Consider the following 15,471-nt stretch of genomic DNA (forward strand, 5'->3'; position numbering starts at 1 on the left):
GCGGACATCGCGCCGGCCCGAATCGATATCGAATCCAGACCGGCGCACATCATTTACAACCGGGAAATCACGCGGACGTCGCCGTCTCGCGCACCTTCACCTGCTTGATCTCGCCACCGCCCGCATCCGCGTCGTCGCCCGGCTCGCCGAGCTGGCCTTCCCACTTCGCGACCACGGCCGCCGCGATCGAGTTGCCGACCGCGTTGGTCGCCGAGCGTCCCATGTCGAGGAACATGTCGACACCCATGATCAGCAGCAGGCCGGCCTCCGGCAGATGGAACTGGTTGAGCGTCGCCGCGATCACGACGAGCGACGCGCGCGGCACGCCGGCCATCCCCTTCGACGTGACCATCAGCATCAGCAGCATCGTGATTTGCGTGCCGAGCGGCAGGTCGATCCCGTACACCTGCGAGATGAACAGCACCGCGAACGTGCAGTACATCATCGAGCCGTCGAGGTTGAACGAATAGCCGATCGGCAGCACGAAGCTCGAGATCTTGCGATTCACGCCGAAACGGTCGAGTGCGTCGAGCAGCTTCGGATATGCGGCCTCGGAACTCGCCGTCGCAAACGACAGCAGGAACGGCTCGCGAATCAGGCGAATCAGCGTGAACGTGCGCTTGCCGAGGAACGTCACGCCGGCGAGCGTCAGCACGCCCCACAGCAGCGCGAGCGCGAGATAGAAGCTCGCCATGAATTTCGCGAACGTAAGCAGGATGCCGAGCCCTTCGGTCGTGACGGTCGACGCCAGCGCCGCGAACACCGCGACCGGCGCGAAGCCCATCACCGCGCCCGTCACCTTCAGCATGACCTGCGCGAGATCGTCGATCACGGCGGTCAGGCGCTTGCCGGCTTCGCCGAGCGCGGACAACGCGGTGCCGAAGAAGATCGAGAACACGACGATCTGCAGGATCTCGTTGTTCGCCATCGCCTCGGCGATCGACTTCGGCACCAGGTGGACGACGAAGTCCTTCAGCGTGAACGCGCTCGTCTTCAGGTTCAGCGCGGCATCGGCGGCCGGCAGCGGCAGGCTCAGGTGGCTGCCCGGCTGCAGGACCGTCGCGGTCACGAGCCCGAGCACCAGCGACGTGGCCGACGCGATGAAGAACCAGCCGAACGCCTTCACGCCCACGCGGCCGACCGACCCGCTATCGCCCATCTGCGCGATGCCGACCGTCAGCGTCGCGAACACCAGCGGTGCGATGATCATCTTGATCAGGCGCAGGAATACGTCGGACAACAGCGACACGTAGCCGGCGACTTCCTTGGCCATTTTCGGGTCGGGAAACGCGCTATGACAGGCGTAGCCCACGGCGATACCCAGCGCCATCGCGATGACGATGTACCGGGTGATGTTGTGCTTCTTCTTCATTAGCTATCCAAATTGCAGAACGTGTGTTTCCAACGGCAGATCAATCGCCGGCGTTGAATGGGTGGAATTCCGCGAGCGCGGGCAGGTGCCGTTTCAGGTGCCGGAGCCCGTCCGTGGGCAGCGCCACGGCGAACAGGGGGGGCATTCTATCGCAAACGCCGCACAATCTTTCAAATCTGAAAGCCGGCGGCGACGCGTCACGCCGGCGACGAGCCCGGCCGCGGGATGAACCGGCACAGGCCGAGCGGCACCACGACCAGCACGGCGCCGGCGACGAACGTGGTCGAGGCGCCGTAACGCGCCCATAGCGCGCCGGCGATGCTGCTCGCAAGCAGCATGCAGATGCCGCTCACCAGGTTGAACACGCCGAATGCGGTGCCGCGCAATGCGGCCGGCGACGTCTCCGACACCATCGCGGCGAGGATTCCCTGCGTAAAGCCCATGTGCAGACCCCACACGGCGACGCCGACGAACATCGACAGCGTCGACGTGCCGATGCCGAGCAGCAGGTCGGCCGCGATCAGCAGCACCATGCCGGCCGCCAGCAGCACGCGGCGATCGAGCCGGTCCGACAGCATGCCGACCGGCCACGCGGACAGCGAGTACGCGACGCTCATCGCGACCATCACGGCCGGGATCCATGCGGCATCGAGCCCCGTCTGCTGCGCACGCAGCACCAGGAATGCCTCGCTGAAGCGCGCGAGCGTAAAGGTCGCGCCGGCCGCGACGACGAACCAGTAGCTGCGCGGAATCTCGCTCAACGCACGCCAGCGCAGCGGCGAGCGAAACCCGCGCCGCCGCGTGTCGTGCGCCGGCTGCGGCTCGCGCACGCCGAAGACGATCAGCGCGATCGCGATGAACGCCGGCGCCACGGCGAACCACAGCACGGTGCGGATGCGGTCGCCGAACCACAGCATCAGCCCGATCGCGAGCAGCGGGCCAAGAAACGCGCCGACGGTATCCATCGACTGCCGCAGCCCGAAGCACGCACCGCGAATCTCGGGCGGCGCGACGTCGGCCACCAGCGCGTCGCGCGGCGCGCCGCGGATTCCCTTGCCGACGCGATCGAGCAGGCGAGCCGTCACGACGACGGCCGGCGTGGATGCCATCGGAAACAACGGCTTCGTCAACGCCGCGAGCCCGTAGCCGAGCAGCAGCAGCCCCTTGCGGCGCCCGAGCCAGTCGCTGATCGCGCCGGAGAACACCTTGACGATCATCGCGGTCGCTTCGGCCGCACCTTCGAGCATGCCGAGCGCGGCGACGCTCATGCCCATCGTCGTCACCAGATAGATCGGCAACAGCGCATGAATCAGCTCGGACGACAGATCCATGAACAGGCTCACGAGCCCCAGCGCCCATACGGTCCGTGGAATCGCAGGCTTGCCGGCAATCGGCGATGGCGTGCTCATGATGGCGTCAGTCCGTCGTGTCGCGCGCGAGCTTCGCATGCCGCCGCGCGCGGTCGTTCACGATCTGATGACGCTTGTGGTCGGTCATCTTCTTCCAGCCGCGCGCTTCTTCGCGCGTTCGCAGGCACGCGACGCAGTAGCCGGTGCGGCCGTCGAACGAGCAGACGTCGACGCAAGGTGACTTGACCGCCATGCTCATTGCCCCCGCGCGGCCGGCACGACTTCGACGGTGACGTGCGACAGGTTGCTGAACCGCTGCAGCACGCCGTGATAAAAGCGCGCATCCCGCTTCGGATCGTTCGTCGTCACCGACACGACCGCGCTCATGTGTCCGGGCCCGAGCCGCCACACATGCAGGTCGCCGACGCGGTCGCCGTGGCCTTCGATCGCGCCGCGCACGTTGTCGGCCAGACGCCGGTCCGGGTTCATGTCGAGCAGGATGCGGCCCGTGTCGCGCATCAGCCCGTACGACCAGTTCGCGATCACGAGCGCGCCGATGATGCCGGCGAGCGGATCCATCCACAGCCAGCCGAACGCACGCGCGAGCAGCAGCCCGACGATCGTCAGCACGGACACGGCCGCATCGGCGATCACGTGAACGTACGCCGAGCGGATGTTGTGATCGCGCGCCGCCGCGGCGGTCGCGCCGTGGCCATGGTCGTGTTCGTCGAACACCAACTCGTGCTCGCGGCCGTTCATGCGGACGATCGCCTTGAATTCATGCGGTTCCGGAATGGTGTCGGCCGATTCCAGGTAATCGCCGCGCTCCCGCATCGCGAACGTCTGCCGCGTGCCGTCCGCGCGGATCGTCGTCACCGACACCGCGCCTGCATCGGCCGGCTTCGTGTCGTGCGTCGCGGGCGCCACGCGGAATACGGGCGGCACGCCATCCTCGAACACCGACACGACGAATACGCCCATCTGATCGGCGATCCGGTGCGCTTGCGCTTCGTGGTCGTGATCATGGTCGTGTTGATCGTCATGCGCATGCCCGTGGTGATGACCGTGGCCGTGGCCATGGCCATGATGATCGCCGCTCAGCAGCCACACGCTCGCGACGTTCACGAGCAGCCCGGCCACCGCGATCGGAATCGCCTCGCCGAAATGGATCGGCACCGGCGCGAGCAGGCGCGCGACGGCCTCGTAGCCGATCAGCAACGCGATCATCGCGAGCACGATCGCGCTCGTGAAGCCCGCCAGATCGCCGAGCTTGCCGGTGCCGAACACGAAGCGCGGGTCGTTCGCGTGCTTGCGTGCATACGTATAGGCGAGCGCGGCGATCAGCATCGCGCCGGCATGGGTCGACATGTGCAAGCCGTCGGCGATCAACGCCAGCGAGCCGAAAATCGACCCGCCGACGATCTCGGCCACCATCATCGCCGCGCACAGCGCGATCACCATCCACGTCCTGCGCTCGTTCTGCTCGTGCGCGGCGCCGAGAAAGATGTGGTCGTGCCCTGCGCCAAAGGCGTCGTCGCTGAAATTGCTCATTGCGCCCTCGATCACTTGAAGTAGCTGTGAACGACTTCGATCAGCTGCTCGGTCGCGCTGCCTTCGTCTTCGTGCGATTCGGCGTCCACCAGGTGGCTGCGAATGTGATCCTCCAGCACGACCGCGAGCAGCCCGTTCATCGCGCCGCGGCCGCTCGTGATCAGACGGAGGATTTCGTTGCAGCCGCGCTCGTCTTCCAGTGCGCGTTCGATCGCCTCGACCTGTCCCTTGATGCGGCGGACACGGTTCAGCAGCTTTTGCTTGTCCTTGATGGTGTGGCTCATGGTGATCCTTTCATATACCGGGGGGGACTATATCGCAATTCGCGCTTCTCCATAGCCGGACGGGATATCGGATCGACCCGAGGCCCGCGTCGGTCGCAACGCCATCGCAGCCGCCGCCCAACTTTTCTTGTAGAGTTCGTAACGATTGAGTAGGATTTGCTACATGACTACGCTGACGACCTGGTCGCTCCTCGTGTTGACCCTGCCGACCCAGAACGCCACGGCGCGCATGCGGTTCTGGCGTGCGCTGAAAGCGAAGGGCTGCGCCGTGTTGCGCGATGGCGTCTATCTGCTGCCCCGCACGGCAACGCACGACGAGACGCTGCGCGAGCTGGCGGCCGCGATCGCCGACAGCGGCGGCACTGCACATCTGCTGCACGCGCCGAGCGTCGACGCATCGCAGGAGCTGGAATTCCGCGCGCTGTTCGATCGCGGCGACGACTACACCGTTTTCACGCAGACGCTGGCGGAGGCCCGCAAGGCGCTCGCCGGGCAGTCCGCGACGGAACTCGCCCGCCTGCTGCGCCGCGTGCGCAAGGATTTCGACACGATCCGCGCCATCGACTACTTCCCTGACGATGCGGCGGCCCGCGCCGAAGTCGCGTTGCAGGACTTCGTCGCTTTGGTCGACACCGTGCTGTCGCCGGGCGAGCCGCATGCCGCCGAGCGCGCGATCCGTCCGCTCGCGATCGACGAGTACCGGGGCCGCACCTGGGCGACGCGCCGCCGCATGTGGGTCGATCGCGTCGCGAGCGCGTGGCTGATTCGCCGCTTCATCGACCCGGATGCGCGCTTCGTCTGGCTCGCATCGCCGGCCGATTGCCCGGCCGACGCGCTGGGCTTCGATTTCGACGGCGCCGCGTTCACCCACGTCGGCGAGCGCGTGACGTTCGAGGTTTTGGTCGCCAGTTTCGGGCTCGACCGCGATCCGGCGCTGCTGCGGCTCGGGGAGCTCGTGCATTCGCTCGACGTGGGCGGCCCGGCCGTGCCCGAAGCGAGCGGCTTCGAAGCCGTGATGGCCGGCACGCGTCAACGCACGGACAACGACGATCAGCTGCTCGACCGGATGAGCGCGGTGCTCGACGCGCTTCATGCGCACTTCGCATCCCACGCAACGAGCGAAACCGGGAGACAGTCATGACCACGACGGTGACGGCAAACGCGCCCGGTTACTCGCTGGGCCAGCTGGTCAGGTACATGTTGCGGCTCGGCGCGCTGGGCTTCGGCGGCCCCGTCGCGCTCGCCGGCTACATGCGCCGCGATCTCGTCGAGCAGCGCGGATGGATCACCGAGGCGGACTACAAGGAAGGGATCACGCTCGCGCAGCTCGCGCCCGGGCCGATGGCCGCCCAGCTCGCGATCTATCTCGGATTCGTCCATTACCGGCTGCTGGGCGCGACGCTCGTCGGCGTCGCGTTCGTGCTGCCGTCGTTCCTGATGGTGCTCGCGCTCGGGTTCGCGTACGCGCACTTCGGCGGGCTGTCGTGGATGCAGGCCGTCTTCTACGGTGTCGGCGCGGCGGTGGTCGGCATCATCGCGATGAGCGCGTACAAGCTCACGACGAAAACCGTCGGCAACGACAAGCTGCTGTGGGCGCTCTTCGTCGCGCTGGCGATCGTCACCTTCGTGACCGAATCCGAGATCGCGTGGCTCTTCATCGCCGCCGGCCTGATCGGGTGGCTGTGGCGCGCGCCGCCGAAATGGCTGAACAAGGGTGGCTGGAATGCGCTCGCCGGTGCGAATCTGCCGGCGGCCAGCGGGCTGCTGAGCGGCATCGACGTGCCGCAGCTCGTGCAGATCGGCGCGTTCTTCATGAAGGCGGGCGCGTTCGTGTTCGGCTCGGGGCTCGCGATCGTCCCGTTCCTGTACGGCGGCGTCGTGACCGAGCATCACTGGCTCAACGACAAGCAGTTCGTCGATGCCGTCGCGGTCGCGATGATCACGCCGGGGCCGGTCGTGATCACCGTCGGCTTCATCGGCTATCTCGTCGCGGGGCTGCCCGGCGCGATCGTCGCTGCGCTCGGCACGTTCCTGCCGTGCTACCTGTTCACCGTGATTCCCGCGCCGTACGTGAAGAAATACGGGCATCTGCCGGGCGTGAAGGCGTTCGTCGACGGCATCACGGCCGCGGCGGTCGGCGCGATCGCGGGCTCCGTGCTGGTCATCGCGAAACGCTCGATCGTCGACGTTCCGACCGCTGTCGTGGCCATTGCAACCGTGTTGCTGCTGTGGCGCTTCAAGAAGCTGCAGGAGCCGGTCATCGTCTCCGCGGCGGCGCTGTTCGGGCTAGTCGCGTATCCATTGCTGCACCACTGATTCGCGTCGACCGCGATGACCGCCGGCGCCGGGGGCCGGACCGCGTTCGGTCGGCGGTGAGCGCGAACGGCGGCTACCGGCCGCGCACGGTATCGCCGGACAACGCGTCGTCCACAGCGCGCGGTGACGAATCGCGACGACGCGACACACCACCCGCCCCGCGAACGGATCTTGCTCCGTCACCGCCACCGGCGCTCCGGCGCGCGATACCGCCCGCCGCCTGCGTCCGGGACGATTGCGCCCTCGGCGCGAAAGGGGGCAATTTGAAACCACTGCGCCATCTTGCAAAGGTCAGGCCGGCACTTCCCGTCGTCCTCGTTCATTTCCGCGAGGACGATGTGGATCATGTCGGCCACGTCGCCGACACGCTGCGGCAACTCGGCGCGCAAATAGCCGAACTGAAGGGCACGCGGCTTGCGGGCGAGTTTCGTCCGACGCAACGTTATCCTGCGCATCGATACATGATCCCGGACGATACGCTCACGCTGTCCCAAGCGCACAAGCTCGGCATTCGATCGGTACGCGACCTGTTCGGGGGCGTCGTCCCGTTTCCGTTTGTCGCGACCAAGGTGATCGCCCATCGTCTCGTCGAAGGCGCGCAAGCCAGGCCGCCCGGCTGGTCGGCCGCGTTCGCCGAAAGCACCGCTCCGCTGACGCTGCCGGGCTACTCGGCGTTTTCGCACGAGGACGCGCGCACCGCCGCGCAGCTGCTGCTGAAGGACGGCCACGTGCGAATCAAGCGGCCCGATGGAATCGGCGGAACGGGCCAGACGCTCGTGGCCGACATAGCCGAAGCGGAACGGGAGCTTGCCGCGCTCGACGACGATGCGTTGCGCGCGGGCGGCATCGTCGTGGAGCGCAATCTCGATGCGATCGAGACGCTGAGCGTCGGGCAGGTCACGCTGGACGATCTGGTGGCCAGCTACTGGGGCGTGCAGCATCTGACCGTCAACAACCATGGGCATCACGTGTATGGCGGCACCGACCTCGTCGTCGTGCGCGGCGGCTTCGACGTGCTGGCGCAGCTCGACGTGACGCCCGACGTTCGTGACGCGATCGCAAAGGCATGCGCGTTCGACGCCGCGGTGCACCGCGATTACGCGGGCTTCTTCGCGTCGCGGCGCAACTACGATGTCGCGTTCGGCACGGATGCACAGGGCGTGCGCCACTGCGGCGTGCTCGAGCAGTCGTGGCGGATCGGCGGCGCAACCGGCGCGGAAATCGGCGCGTTGCGCATGTTCAGGGCCGACCCGCAGGCGGACGCGGTCGCGGCCTCGACGCACGAAATCTACGGCGACGACCCGGCAATACCGGCTGGCGCGCACATCGTCTACCGAGGCGTGGATCCCCAGGCCGGCGCCATCACCAAGTACTACACGGTTGATCGCCATCCCTTGAGAAGGAGCAGCGAGACATGACAGCGGAGCATTATCGTGTGCAGATCAAGGTCGAGAACGGCTACCTCGACGGTACCGTGCTCACCCCGAAGACCACCGTCGCCGGCGTTCTGTTCGTGCACGGCTGGGGCGGCAGCCAGGCGCAGTATCTGGAGCGCGCGCGGCAGGCGGCGGCGCTCGGTTGCATCTGTCTGACGTTCGATCTGACCGGACACGGGCGTACGCTCGAGCAACAGCAAAACGTGACGCGCGAGACCCATCTTCGCGATCTGCTCGCCGCTTACGACATGCTGGTCGACCATCCGCTGGTGGACCGCGACGCCATCGCCGTGGTCGGCAGCAGCTACGGCGGCTACCTCGCGACCATCCTGACGGAGCTGCGCGCCGTACGCTGGCTCGGCCTGCGCGTACCGGCGCTCTATCTCGACGACGGCTGGAATACGCCGAAGCGGGCGCTGCACGTGGAACACGATCTCGTCGCGTATCGCAAACGCATCGTGCCGGCGACGGACAATCGCGCGCTGCGTGCGTTGGCCCGATTCGGCGGCGATGTCCTGCTCGTCGAATCGGAGCACGACCAGATCGTGCCGCACACGGCGATCGCCAGCTATCTGCAGGCGAGCCTGTCCGCACGCTCGATGACGTACCGGATCATCGAAGGCGCGGATCACGGGCTGTCGGATATCGCGAGCCAGCAAGCGTATACCGTGCTCGTCGAGAAGTGGCTGGCGGAGATGATCGGCGGGCGCCGCGCGGGGGTTCGTGGTGCGGCCCAGGCCGGGCCGCCGGACTTGTAGTGGGCTTCCATCGGCTCGACGAACGTGTTTGTCCGCGCCGTTTGAAATTCGGATACGACACCCATGGAATTCCCGGCCTGTCGGCGTGCGCAAAATGCAGATCCTCGAAGTACCGTGTCAGCGCTTCCGGCCATCTCGAATCGTTACGCTCGATTCGGTGCCCAATTCCAGTGTGTCTTGCCCCATGCGCTGCCTTCAATCACCGGCATGATCTCGCCAGCCTCATGCGAAGGTGGCCTACTGAAACGAGAGCATTGCTCTTTTGCAAAACATCAATACCCGCCACGCCTCCATTCGCGCACCATCCCGTACCGGCAATCGTCAATCAAACTGTACCGGTACTGTACATAAACCCGTCGCTACACTGACTCCATCCCAGTCACGAACACGAATGGAGCATCCGCGATGGAATTCCTCACCCTCAGCGCATTGCCAGCCGGCATGCTGTTCGCGCTCGTCACGTCGATCACGCCCGGCCCCAACAACACGATGCTGCTCGCGTCTGGCGTCAATTTCGGTTTCCGCCGCACGATGCCACACCTGTTCGGCATCAGCATCGGCGTCGCGATCCTGATGCTGTGCGTCGGCTTCGGTCTCGGCGAAGCGTTCCGCCGCGTGCCGGTGCTGTACACGATCCTCGAAGTCGCGAGCGTCGCGTACCTGCTCTACCTGGCCTGGCGCATCGGCACGTCGGGCGAAGTCAAGGCGCACGGCGCCAAGCCGCGGCCGATGACGTTCCTCGAAGCCGCCGCGTTCCAGTGGGTCAATCCGAAGGCATGGATGATGGTGCTGACCGCCGCGACGACGATCCGGCTGTCCGCCGACTACGGAATGAACGCCGCATGGATGGCCGTCGTGTTCATCCTGATCGGCTTCCCGTGCATCAGCCTGTGGGCCGCGTTCGGCCAAGGCCTGCGCCGCTTCCTGTCGAACCGCCGCGCGCTGCGCATCTTCAACGTGACGATGGCCGTGCTGCTGATCCTGTCGCTGTATCCTCTCGTCGCGCACCTGCTGCCGCAGTAAGCACTCACAAGCGCACCCGTTGAGCTTCACATCATGCAGGCGTACCCTTTTGATACGGGCGCGTGCAATCGCTTCGGCGCTTGCGCCGCTGCTCTGCACGGAGACTGCCGATGAAGCCAATGCTGAAAGCCGGCGAACGCATCGAGGGCATGCACTGGGTCGCCGAGTACTGTCCGGTCACGCACGACATTCGCGTGCTCCGCGAAAACGTCGAAGTGGGCACGTACTGCGCGCCGCCCACGCTGTTCGGCGACGAGGAGGAAATGGGCGCCGCGAACCACGACGCTCATCGCGCCCAGGAGGCCGCGCTGCGCGCGTATCTGCGCAGCTTCGTCAAGGAACACGACGCGGAGGAATAGCGGCGCGGCGACCGCAATGGCAACGGGCCGCCGAAGCGGCCCGCACTGTCGTTGCGCAATGAGCCGGGTTGCACGGGTGGCAGCCCGTCGCGACAGGCACCGCACATGCAGGGCCGGTGCATTGCCCGGCCCTGCTTTCGCTCAATGCCCGAGCGATTCGATCTTGCCGGCCGGCTGCGCGACGCCGTGCGGCCGCGCCATCTGCTTGATCAGCAACGCGGCGCACGCGAGGAGGCCCGCCACCGCGATCGTCGCGAACACGCCCGCGAACGAGAAGTGCCGGCGCGTCAGTTCGGCGACGAGGAACGATCCGGCGATCCCGCCGAAGCGGCCGACCCCCAGCATCCACGCGACGCCGGTGCCGCGCCCTTCGGTCGGATAGAACGCGGCGGCGAGCGCCGGCATCGACGATTGCGCGGTGTTCATCAGCACGCCCGCGATGAACACGACCAGCACCAGCAACCCCACGTTCCCGGCCGCCTGCCCGATCGCGTACACGCTGATCGCGGTCAGCGCATAGCACAGGGCGATCACGCGGTTCGCGTTGAAGCGATCCATCAGCACGCCGCACAGCACCGCACCCACGCCGCCGAGCGGGAAGAGCGCGGAGATCAGCGTCGCGCTCTTCGGCGTGAGGCCGGCATCCTTCAGCAGAATCGGCATCCAGTTGATCGACGCGTAGAAGATCACGAGGCCCATGAAGTACGCGAGCCACAGCATCACCGAGCCGACGATGTACGAACGCGACAGCACGACGCCGAGCCCCTTGCCGCCGGTCTGCGGCGCGGCTTCGGTCATCGCGAACGAGCCGGCGTTCAGCGCATCGCGCGAGATCCGGGCGAGCGTCGCGCGGATCCGGTCGGCGTTCTGACCGTGCGCGACCATGAAGCGCACCGATTCGGGCATCTTCAGCAGCAACAGCACGCCGAGCAGCAGCGGCGTCACACCGCCGAGCACCAGCACGCTGCGCCAGCCGAAATGCGGAATCATCCACGCGGCGAGAAAACCGCCGAACGCGGCACCGAGCGGGAAACCGCAGAACATCAGGTTGATCACGGTCGCACGGCGCTTGTCGGGGCAAAACTCGCCCATCATCGTGACCGCGTTCGGCATCGCGGCGCCCAACCCGACGCCGGTGATGAAACGCAGCACCGTCAGGTGCCCGATGGTGTTCGCGAACGCTGACGCGAAACACGCGACGCCGAACAGGAACACCGAGCCGAGCAGCAGCGAGCGGCGCCCAAGGCGATCGGACAACGGGCCCGACACGAGCGCGCCGCATGCAAGGCCGAACAGCGCTGCGCTGAGCACGGGCGCGAGATCGGGTTTGGTGAGGTTCCATTCGCCGAGCAGCGACGGCGCGATGAAGCCGATCGCGGCCGTATCGAAGCCGTCGAGCAGCACGATCACGAAACACATCAGGAATACGAGCCACTGAAAGCCGCCGAACGGCTGCTCGTTGATGAAGGCCTGGACATCGACCACGGGTGTGCGATTCATCGCTAGTCTCCTTGTCGGCCGGAATGGGCGCTTCCGCGCTGGCTCCGGTCGCATCCAACATTGATATATGCAACAAGCGCGGCCTCGTGGCCGCGCCTTTCCTTCGTTCACGCACCGATTCGCCGCCGGTGCGCGGGTCGATCGTCACGGCCCGCCGGCATCAGCGGGCCGCGCGACCGGATTACTGCCGGCTGCGCTCAGGCGGCCCCATCCTGTTCCTTGAAGATCTTGTCCGCGAGATGGAACGCGGAATTCGCGGCCGGCACGCCGCAGTAGATCGCCGTCTGCAGCAGCACTTCCTTGATCTCGTCACGCGTCACGCCGTTGTTGCGCGCGGCGCGCAGGTGCAGCGCAAGCTCCTCGCCGCGGTTGAGCGCGACCATCATCGCGATGGTCAGCAGGCTGCGCGTATGGCGCGGCAGGCCGTCGCGCGTCCAGATCTCGCCCCACGCATAGCGCGTGATCAGGTTCTGGAATTCCTCCGTCACCTCGGTGCGGTTCTCGATCGAGCGGTCGACGTGCGCGTCGCCGAGCACCGCGCGACGCACCTTCATTCCCGCTTCGTAACGTTGCTGGTCGTCCATCGTCAAAGCCTCACGCGGTCAGGAAATCGAGCAGCGCGCGGTTGAAACCGTCGGTGCACTCGATGTTCGAAATATGCGCAGCGTCGAATTCGACGTGACGCGCGCCGGGAATCGCGGCAGCGAGTGCGCGGCCCTGGTCGGGCGGCGTCGACATGTCTTTCGCGCCGGTCACGACGAGCACCGGCAGCGCAATGCCCTTCACTTCGTCGCGCAGGTCGGCCGCGTTCAGCGCGTCGCAGTTCGCTGCATAACCGTCCTTGTCGGTGTGCACGAACGTGTCGCGGATCGCATCGAACAGGCGCGGCTCGCGCTCGACGAACGCATCGGTGAACCAGCGCGGCAGCACGGCGTCGGCGAGCGCGGCCATCCCTTCGGCGCGCGCCTTTTGCGCGCGCGGCGCCCACACTTCCGGCGAACCGATCTTGGCCGACGTGTTCGCCAGCACCGCGCGCTCGATGCGCGACGGGAAGCGTGCGGCAAGCGCGGCGCCGGTCAGCCCGCCCATCGAGATCCCGCAGAAATGCGCGCGCTCGATGCCGACGTGATCGAGCAGGCCGATCACGTCGCCCGCGAGCTGGTCGATGGTGTACGAACCGGCCGGCGCGTCGGAATGGCCGTGGCCGCGCGTGTCGTAGCGCAGGATGTTGAAATGCTGCGCGAGCGGCCGAATCTGCGGCGCCCACATCTGCAAGTCAGCGCCGAGCGAGTTCGAGAAGACGAGCCACGGCGCATCGTCGCGCGCGGCACGGTCGATCCGGTAATGCAGTTTCACGCCGTTGACAGTGGCGAAAGGCATCTCAAGGTTCTCCTGGTTATTGCGCACCCGCATGCAGCGCGAGCACGGCGTCGACGTAGGCCTGCGCGTCGCCGACGTAATGTGCGGGATCGAGCAGCCGCGCGAGCGCATCGCGCGACAGGTGGGCCGATACGGTCGCATCGGCGGCGAGCACGTCGAACAGCGTCGCGCCGGTGCGCACGGCTTCCTTCGACGCATGTTCGACGACGTGATGCGCATCGAGCCGGCCGATCCGGTCGCCGAGCGCGAGCATCACGGCTTCGCCGAGGATGAGCCCGTGCGTCAGGTCGAGATTCGCGGCGAGGCGATCGGTGTTCACGTCGAGGCCCGCGACGATCTGCGCGACTTGCGCGAGCGCGCCGCCGGTCAGCCGCGCAAGCTCGGGCAGCGCGTCCCATTCGGCCTGCCAGCCACCGAGCGCGCGCTCGTGCTCCTGCACCATCCCCGCGAACACGGTCGCGACGAGGTTCGGCGCGCGCACCGCGGCGGTCAGCACGGCCGCGCAGCCGACGGGGTTACGCTTGTGCGGCATCGTCGACGAGCCGCCCTTGCCGGCGGCCGCCGGTTCGCCGAGCTCGCCGATTTCGGTCTGCATCTGCAGCGACACGTCGCGCGCGATCTTGCCGAGCGTGCCGGTCAGCATCCCGAAGCACGACGCGGCTTCCGCGATGCGATCGCGCTGCGTATGCCACGGCACGGCCGGCAGCGCGAGCTTCAGGTCGGCCGCGAACGCGGCGCTCACGCCGGCTGCGTGCTCGCGCAGGCTCGCGAGCGTGCCGGCCGCACCGCCGAACTGCAACACCAGCGCACGCGCGCGCAGCTCGGCGAAGCGCGCACGATGGCGCAGCAGCGCGTCGAGCCATTGCGCAAATTTCAGGCCGAGCGTGATCGGCAGCGCCTGCTGCAGCCACGTGCGGCCGATCATCGGCGTCGCGCGATACGTACGTGCGAGCGTCGCGAGCGACGCGCACGCTTCGTCGAGCAGCGGCTCGAGCACGTCGACCGTGTCGCGCAGCTGCAGCACGGTCGCGGTATCGATGATGTCCTGGCTCGTCGCGCCCCAGTGCACGAACTTCGCGGCCTCGGGGTCGTCGGCTTTCACTTGCGCGGTGAGCTGCTTGACGAGCGGAATCGCAAGATTGCCGCCGAGTGCGGCGCCTTGCGCGAGCGCTTCCGCGTCGAGCCGAGCGGCGTCGCATGCGCGCTCGATCGGTGCGACCGCGGCGGCGGGAATCACCTGCTGCGCGGCGAGTGCGCGCGCAAGCGCGGCTTCGACGTCGAGCATCCGCTGGATCGTCGCGCGGGGCGACCAGATCCGGTTGAGCGGCTCGGTGCCGCAGATCAGGGAGGTCAGGCGGGCGCTGTCTTCGAGCATGGCGTCAGAGTGGGGAAACGGCGTGCGCCTATTGTCTACCCAAGCGTGCCGGCGTGCAGTCGATCTGTCGATCGCGCAGCCGGCACGCTTGCCGTTCAGGCCGCGGCCTTGCGCGTCGCGTCGATCAGCGGCACGCCGGTCAGCTTCTGCAGTTCGTCGAACGACAGGTCGGTGAAGATCTCGCTCACCGCAAGGCCGTCGGACGTCACGTCGAGCACCGCGAGATCCGTATAGATGCGGCTCACGCATTGCACGCCGGTGACCGGATACGAGCACTGCGCGACGATCTTGCTCTCGCCCTGCTTCGTCAGGTGCTCCATCATCACGAACACCTGCTTCGCGCCGATCGCGAGATCCATCGCGCCGCCGACCGCCGGAATCGCGTCGGGCGCGCCCGTATGCCAGTTCGCGAGGTCGCCGTTCGCCGACACCTGGAACGCGCCGAGCACGCAGTAGTCGAGGTGGCCGCCACGCATCATCGCGAACGAATCCGAGTGGTGAAAGTACGCGCCGCCCGTCAGCAGCGTCACGTGCTGCTTGCCGGCGTTGATCAGCTCGTCGTCTTCCTCGCCGGGCGCGGGCGCCGGGCCCATGCCGAGCAAGCCGTTTTCGCTGTGCAGGAAGATTTCCTTGCTCGGGTCGAGATGGTTCGCCACCAGCGTCGGCACGCCGATGCCGAGGTTCACGTACGCGCCTTCGGGAATGTCCTGGGCGACGCGCTTGGCCATTTCATCGCGGGTCAGTCGTTTCATGTCGATTTCCTCCAGG

The 15,471-nt window shown here is 67.0% G+C and carries 16 protein-coding genes; 6 read left to right on the forward strand and 10 right to left on the reverse strand.

All coding sequences use genetic code 11. The annotated features are described in order from the left end of the window. Positions 1 to 67 precede the first annotated feature (67 nt). From BSE24067_RS06830 to BSE24067_RS06850, 5 genes are all read right to left on the reverse strand, one after another. Positions 68 to 1,372, reverse strand: a complete 1,305-nt coding sequence (locus BSE24067_RS06830) for a dicarboxylate/amino acid:cation symporter (RefSeq protein WP_151063764.1) — start codon at positions 1,370 to 1,372, stop codon at positions 68 to 70. Between the two features lie 197 nt (positions 1,373 to 1,569). Continuing rightward, a complete protein-coding gene (locus tag BSE24067_RS06835) occupies positions 1,570 to 2,781 on the reverse strand; it encodes an MFS transporter (RefSeq protein WP_151063765.1) in 1,212 nt (403 codons plus the stop codon). A gap of 7 nt (positions 2,782 to 2,788) precedes the next feature. Next, positions 2,789 to 2,974, reverse strand: a complete 186-nt coding sequence (locus BSE24067_RS06840) for a DUF1289 domain-containing protein (RefSeq protein WP_174554691.1) — start codon at positions 2,972 to 2,974, stop codon at positions 2,789 to 2,791. Positions 2,975 to 2,976: 2 nt separating this feature from the next. Further along, positions 2,977 to 4,272, reverse strand: coding sequence for a CDF family Co(II)/Ni(II) efflux transporter DmeF (dmeF, locus tag BSE24067_RS06845; protein WP_151063766.1), 1,296 nt, complete (start codon positions 4,270 to 4,272; stop codon positions 2,977 to 2,979). A gap of 11 nt (positions 4,273 to 4,283) precedes the next feature. Beyond that, positions 4,284 to 4,556 (reverse strand): metal/formaldehyde-sensitive transcriptional repressor, encoded by a 273-nt coding sequence (locus BSE24067_RS06850; RefSeq protein WP_151063767.1) that lies wholly within the window; start codon positions 4,554 to 4,556, stop codon positions 4,284 to 4,286. Between the two features lie 163 nt (positions 4,557 to 4,719). Between BSE24067_RS06850 and BSE24067_RS06855 the strand changes: the two genes are divergently transcribed. From BSE24067_RS06855 to BSE24067_RS06880, 6 genes are all read left to right on the forward strand, one after another. Further along, complete coding sequence (locus BSE24067_RS06855) at positions 4,720 to 5,697, forward strand: chromate resistance protein ChrB domain-containing protein (protein WP_170297444.1); 978 nt, start codon at positions 4,720 to 4,722, stop codon at positions 5,695 to 5,697. Beyond that, positions 5,694 to 6,872 (forward strand): chromate transporter, encoded by a 1,179-nt coding sequence (locus BSE24067_RS06860; RefSeq protein ID WP_151063769.1) that lies wholly within the window; start codon positions 5,694 to 5,696, stop codon positions 6,870 to 6,872. The genes BSE24067_RS06855 and BSE24067_RS06860 overlap by 4 nt, the downstream gene beginning before the upstream one ends. Positions 6,873 to 7,135: 263 nt before the next feature. After that, positions 7,136 to 8,290 carry a DUF3182 family protein gene (locus BSE24067_RS06865; RefSeq protein ID WP_151063770.1) on the forward strand — a complete coding sequence of 385 codons (1,155 nt, stop codon included), beginning with the start codon at positions 7,136 to 7,138 and terminating at the stop codon, positions 8,288 to 8,290. Further along, a complete protein-coding gene (locus BSE24067_RS06870) occupies positions 8,287 to 9,066 on the forward strand; it encodes an alpha/beta hydrolase family protein (RefSeq protein WP_151063771.1) in 780 nt (259 codons plus the stop codon). Before BSE24067_RS06865 ends, BSE24067_RS06870 begins: the two co-directional genes overlap by 4 nt. Positions 9,067 to 9,471: 405 nt before the next feature. Next, positions 9,472 to 10,089 (forward strand): LysE family translocator, encoded by a 618-nt coding sequence (locus BSE24067_RS06875; protein WP_151063772.1) that lies wholly within the window; start codon positions 9,472 to 9,474, stop codon positions 10,087 to 10,089. Between the two features lie 110 nt (positions 10,090 to 10,199). Continuing rightward, positions 10,200 to 10,448, forward strand: a complete 249-nt coding sequence (locus BSE24067_RS06880) for a hypothetical protein (RefSeq protein ID WP_151063773.1) — start codon at positions 10,200 to 10,202, stop codon at positions 10,446 to 10,448. A 141-nt stretch (positions 10,449 to 10,589) separates the two neighbouring features. Here the strand turns inward: BSE24067_RS06880 and BSE24067_RS06885 are convergent, their stop codons facing one another. From BSE24067_RS06885 to BSE24067_RS06905, 5 genes are all read right to left on the reverse strand, one after another. Then, complete coding sequence (locus tag BSE24067_RS06885; RefSeq protein WP_151063774.1) at positions 10,590 to 11,948, reverse strand: MFS transporter; 1,359 nt, start codon at positions 11,946 to 11,948, stop codon at positions 10,590 to 10,592. 197 nt (positions 11,949 to 12,145) lie between these two features. Further along, the gene (gene pcaC / locus BSE24067_RS06890) at positions 12,146 to 12,532 is read right to left on the reverse strand and encodes a 4-carboxymuconolactone decarboxylase (RefSeq protein WP_059645068.1); all 387 of its coding nucleotides are present in this window, start codon (positions 12,530 to 12,532) and stop codon (positions 12,146 to 12,148) included. A 10-nt stretch (positions 12,533 to 12,542) separates the two neighbouring features. Continuing rightward, positions 12,543 to 13,328, reverse strand: coding sequence for a 3-oxoadipate enol-lactonase (gene pcaD, locus BSE24067_RS06895; protein ID WP_151063775.1), 786 nt, complete (start codon positions 13,326 to 13,328; stop codon positions 12,543 to 12,545). A gap of 16 nt (positions 13,329 to 13,344) precedes the next feature. Then, the gene (locus tag BSE24067_RS06900; RefSeq protein WP_151063776.1) at positions 13,345 to 14,703 is read right to left on the reverse strand and encodes a 3-carboxy-cis,cis-muconate cycloisomerase; all 1,359 of its coding nucleotides are present in this window, start codon (positions 14,701 to 14,703) and stop codon (positions 13,345 to 13,347) included. 95 nt (positions 14,704 to 14,798) lie between these two features. Next, a complete protein-coding gene (locus BSE24067_RS06905; protein ID WP_006749279.1) occupies positions 14,799 to 15,455 on the reverse strand; it encodes a CoA transferase subunit B in 657 nt (218 codons plus the stop codon). Positions 15,456 to 15,471: the final 16 nt, after the last annotated feature.

It is taken from the genome of Burkholderia latens, from assembly GCF_902499045.1.
Taxonomy (GTDB): Bacteria; Pseudomonadota; Gammaproteobacteria; order Burkholderiales; family Burkholderiaceae; genus Burkholderia; species Burkholderia latens.

Coding starts and splice junctions, on each gene's coding strand:
- BSE24067_RS06870 (WP_151063771.1), top strand. CDS start 8,287: ATGACAGCGGAGCATTATCGTGTGCAGATCAAGGTCGAGAACGGCTAC.
- BSE24067_RS06860 (WP_151063769.1), top strand. CDS start 5,694: ATGACCACGACGGTGACGGCAAACGCGCCCGGTTACTCGCTGGGCCAG.
- BSE24067_RS06850 (WP_151063767.1), bottom strand. CDS start 4,556: ATGAGCCACACCATCAAGGACAAGCAAAAGCTGCTGAACCGTGTCCGC.
- BSE24067_RS06905 (WP_006749279.1), bottom strand. CDS start 15,455: ATGAAACGACTGACCCGCGATGAAATGGCCAAGCGCGTCGCCCAGGAC.
- pcaD (WP_151063775.1), bottom strand. CDS start 13,328: ATGCCTTTCGCCACTGTCAACGGCGTGAAACTGCATTACCGGATCGAC.
- BSE24067_RS06830 (WP_151063764.1), bottom strand. CDS start 1,372: ATGAAGAAGAAGCACAACATCACCCGGTACATCGTCATCGCGATGGCG.
- BSE24067_RS06900 (WP_151063776.1), bottom strand. CDS start 14,703: ATGCTCGAAGACAGCGCCCGCCTGACCTCCCTGATCTGCGGCACCGAG.
- BSE24067_RS06855 (WP_170297444.1), top strand. CDS start 4,720: ATGACTACGCTGACGACCTGGTCGCTCCTCGTGTTGACCCTGCCGACC.
- dmeF (WP_151063766.1), bottom strand. CDS start 4,272: ATGAGCAATTTCAGCGACGACGCCTTTGGCGCAGGGCACGACCACATC.
- BSE24067_RS06835 (WP_151063765.1), bottom strand. CDS start 2,781: ATGAGCACGCCATCGCCGATTGCCGGCAAGCCTGCGATTCCACGGACC.
- pcaC (WP_059645068.1), bottom strand. CDS start 12,532: ATGGACGACCAGCAACGTTACGAAGCGGGAATGAAGGTGCGTCGCGCG.
- BSE24067_RS06885 (WP_151063774.1), bottom strand. CDS start 11,948: ATGAATCGCACACCCGTGGTCGATGTCCAGGCCTTCATCAACGAGCAG.
- BSE24067_RS06875 (WP_151063772.1), top strand. CDS start 9,472: ATGGAATTCCTCACCCTCAGCGCATTGCCAGCCGGCATGCTGTTCGCG.
- BSE24067_RS06840 (WP_174554691.1), bottom strand. CDS start 2,974: ATGGCGGTCAAGTCACCTTGCGTCGACGTCTGCTCGTTCGACGGCCGC.
- BSE24067_RS06880 (WP_151063773.1), top strand. CDS start 10,200: ATGAAGCCAATGCTGAAAGCCGGCGAACGCATCGAGGGCATGCACTGG.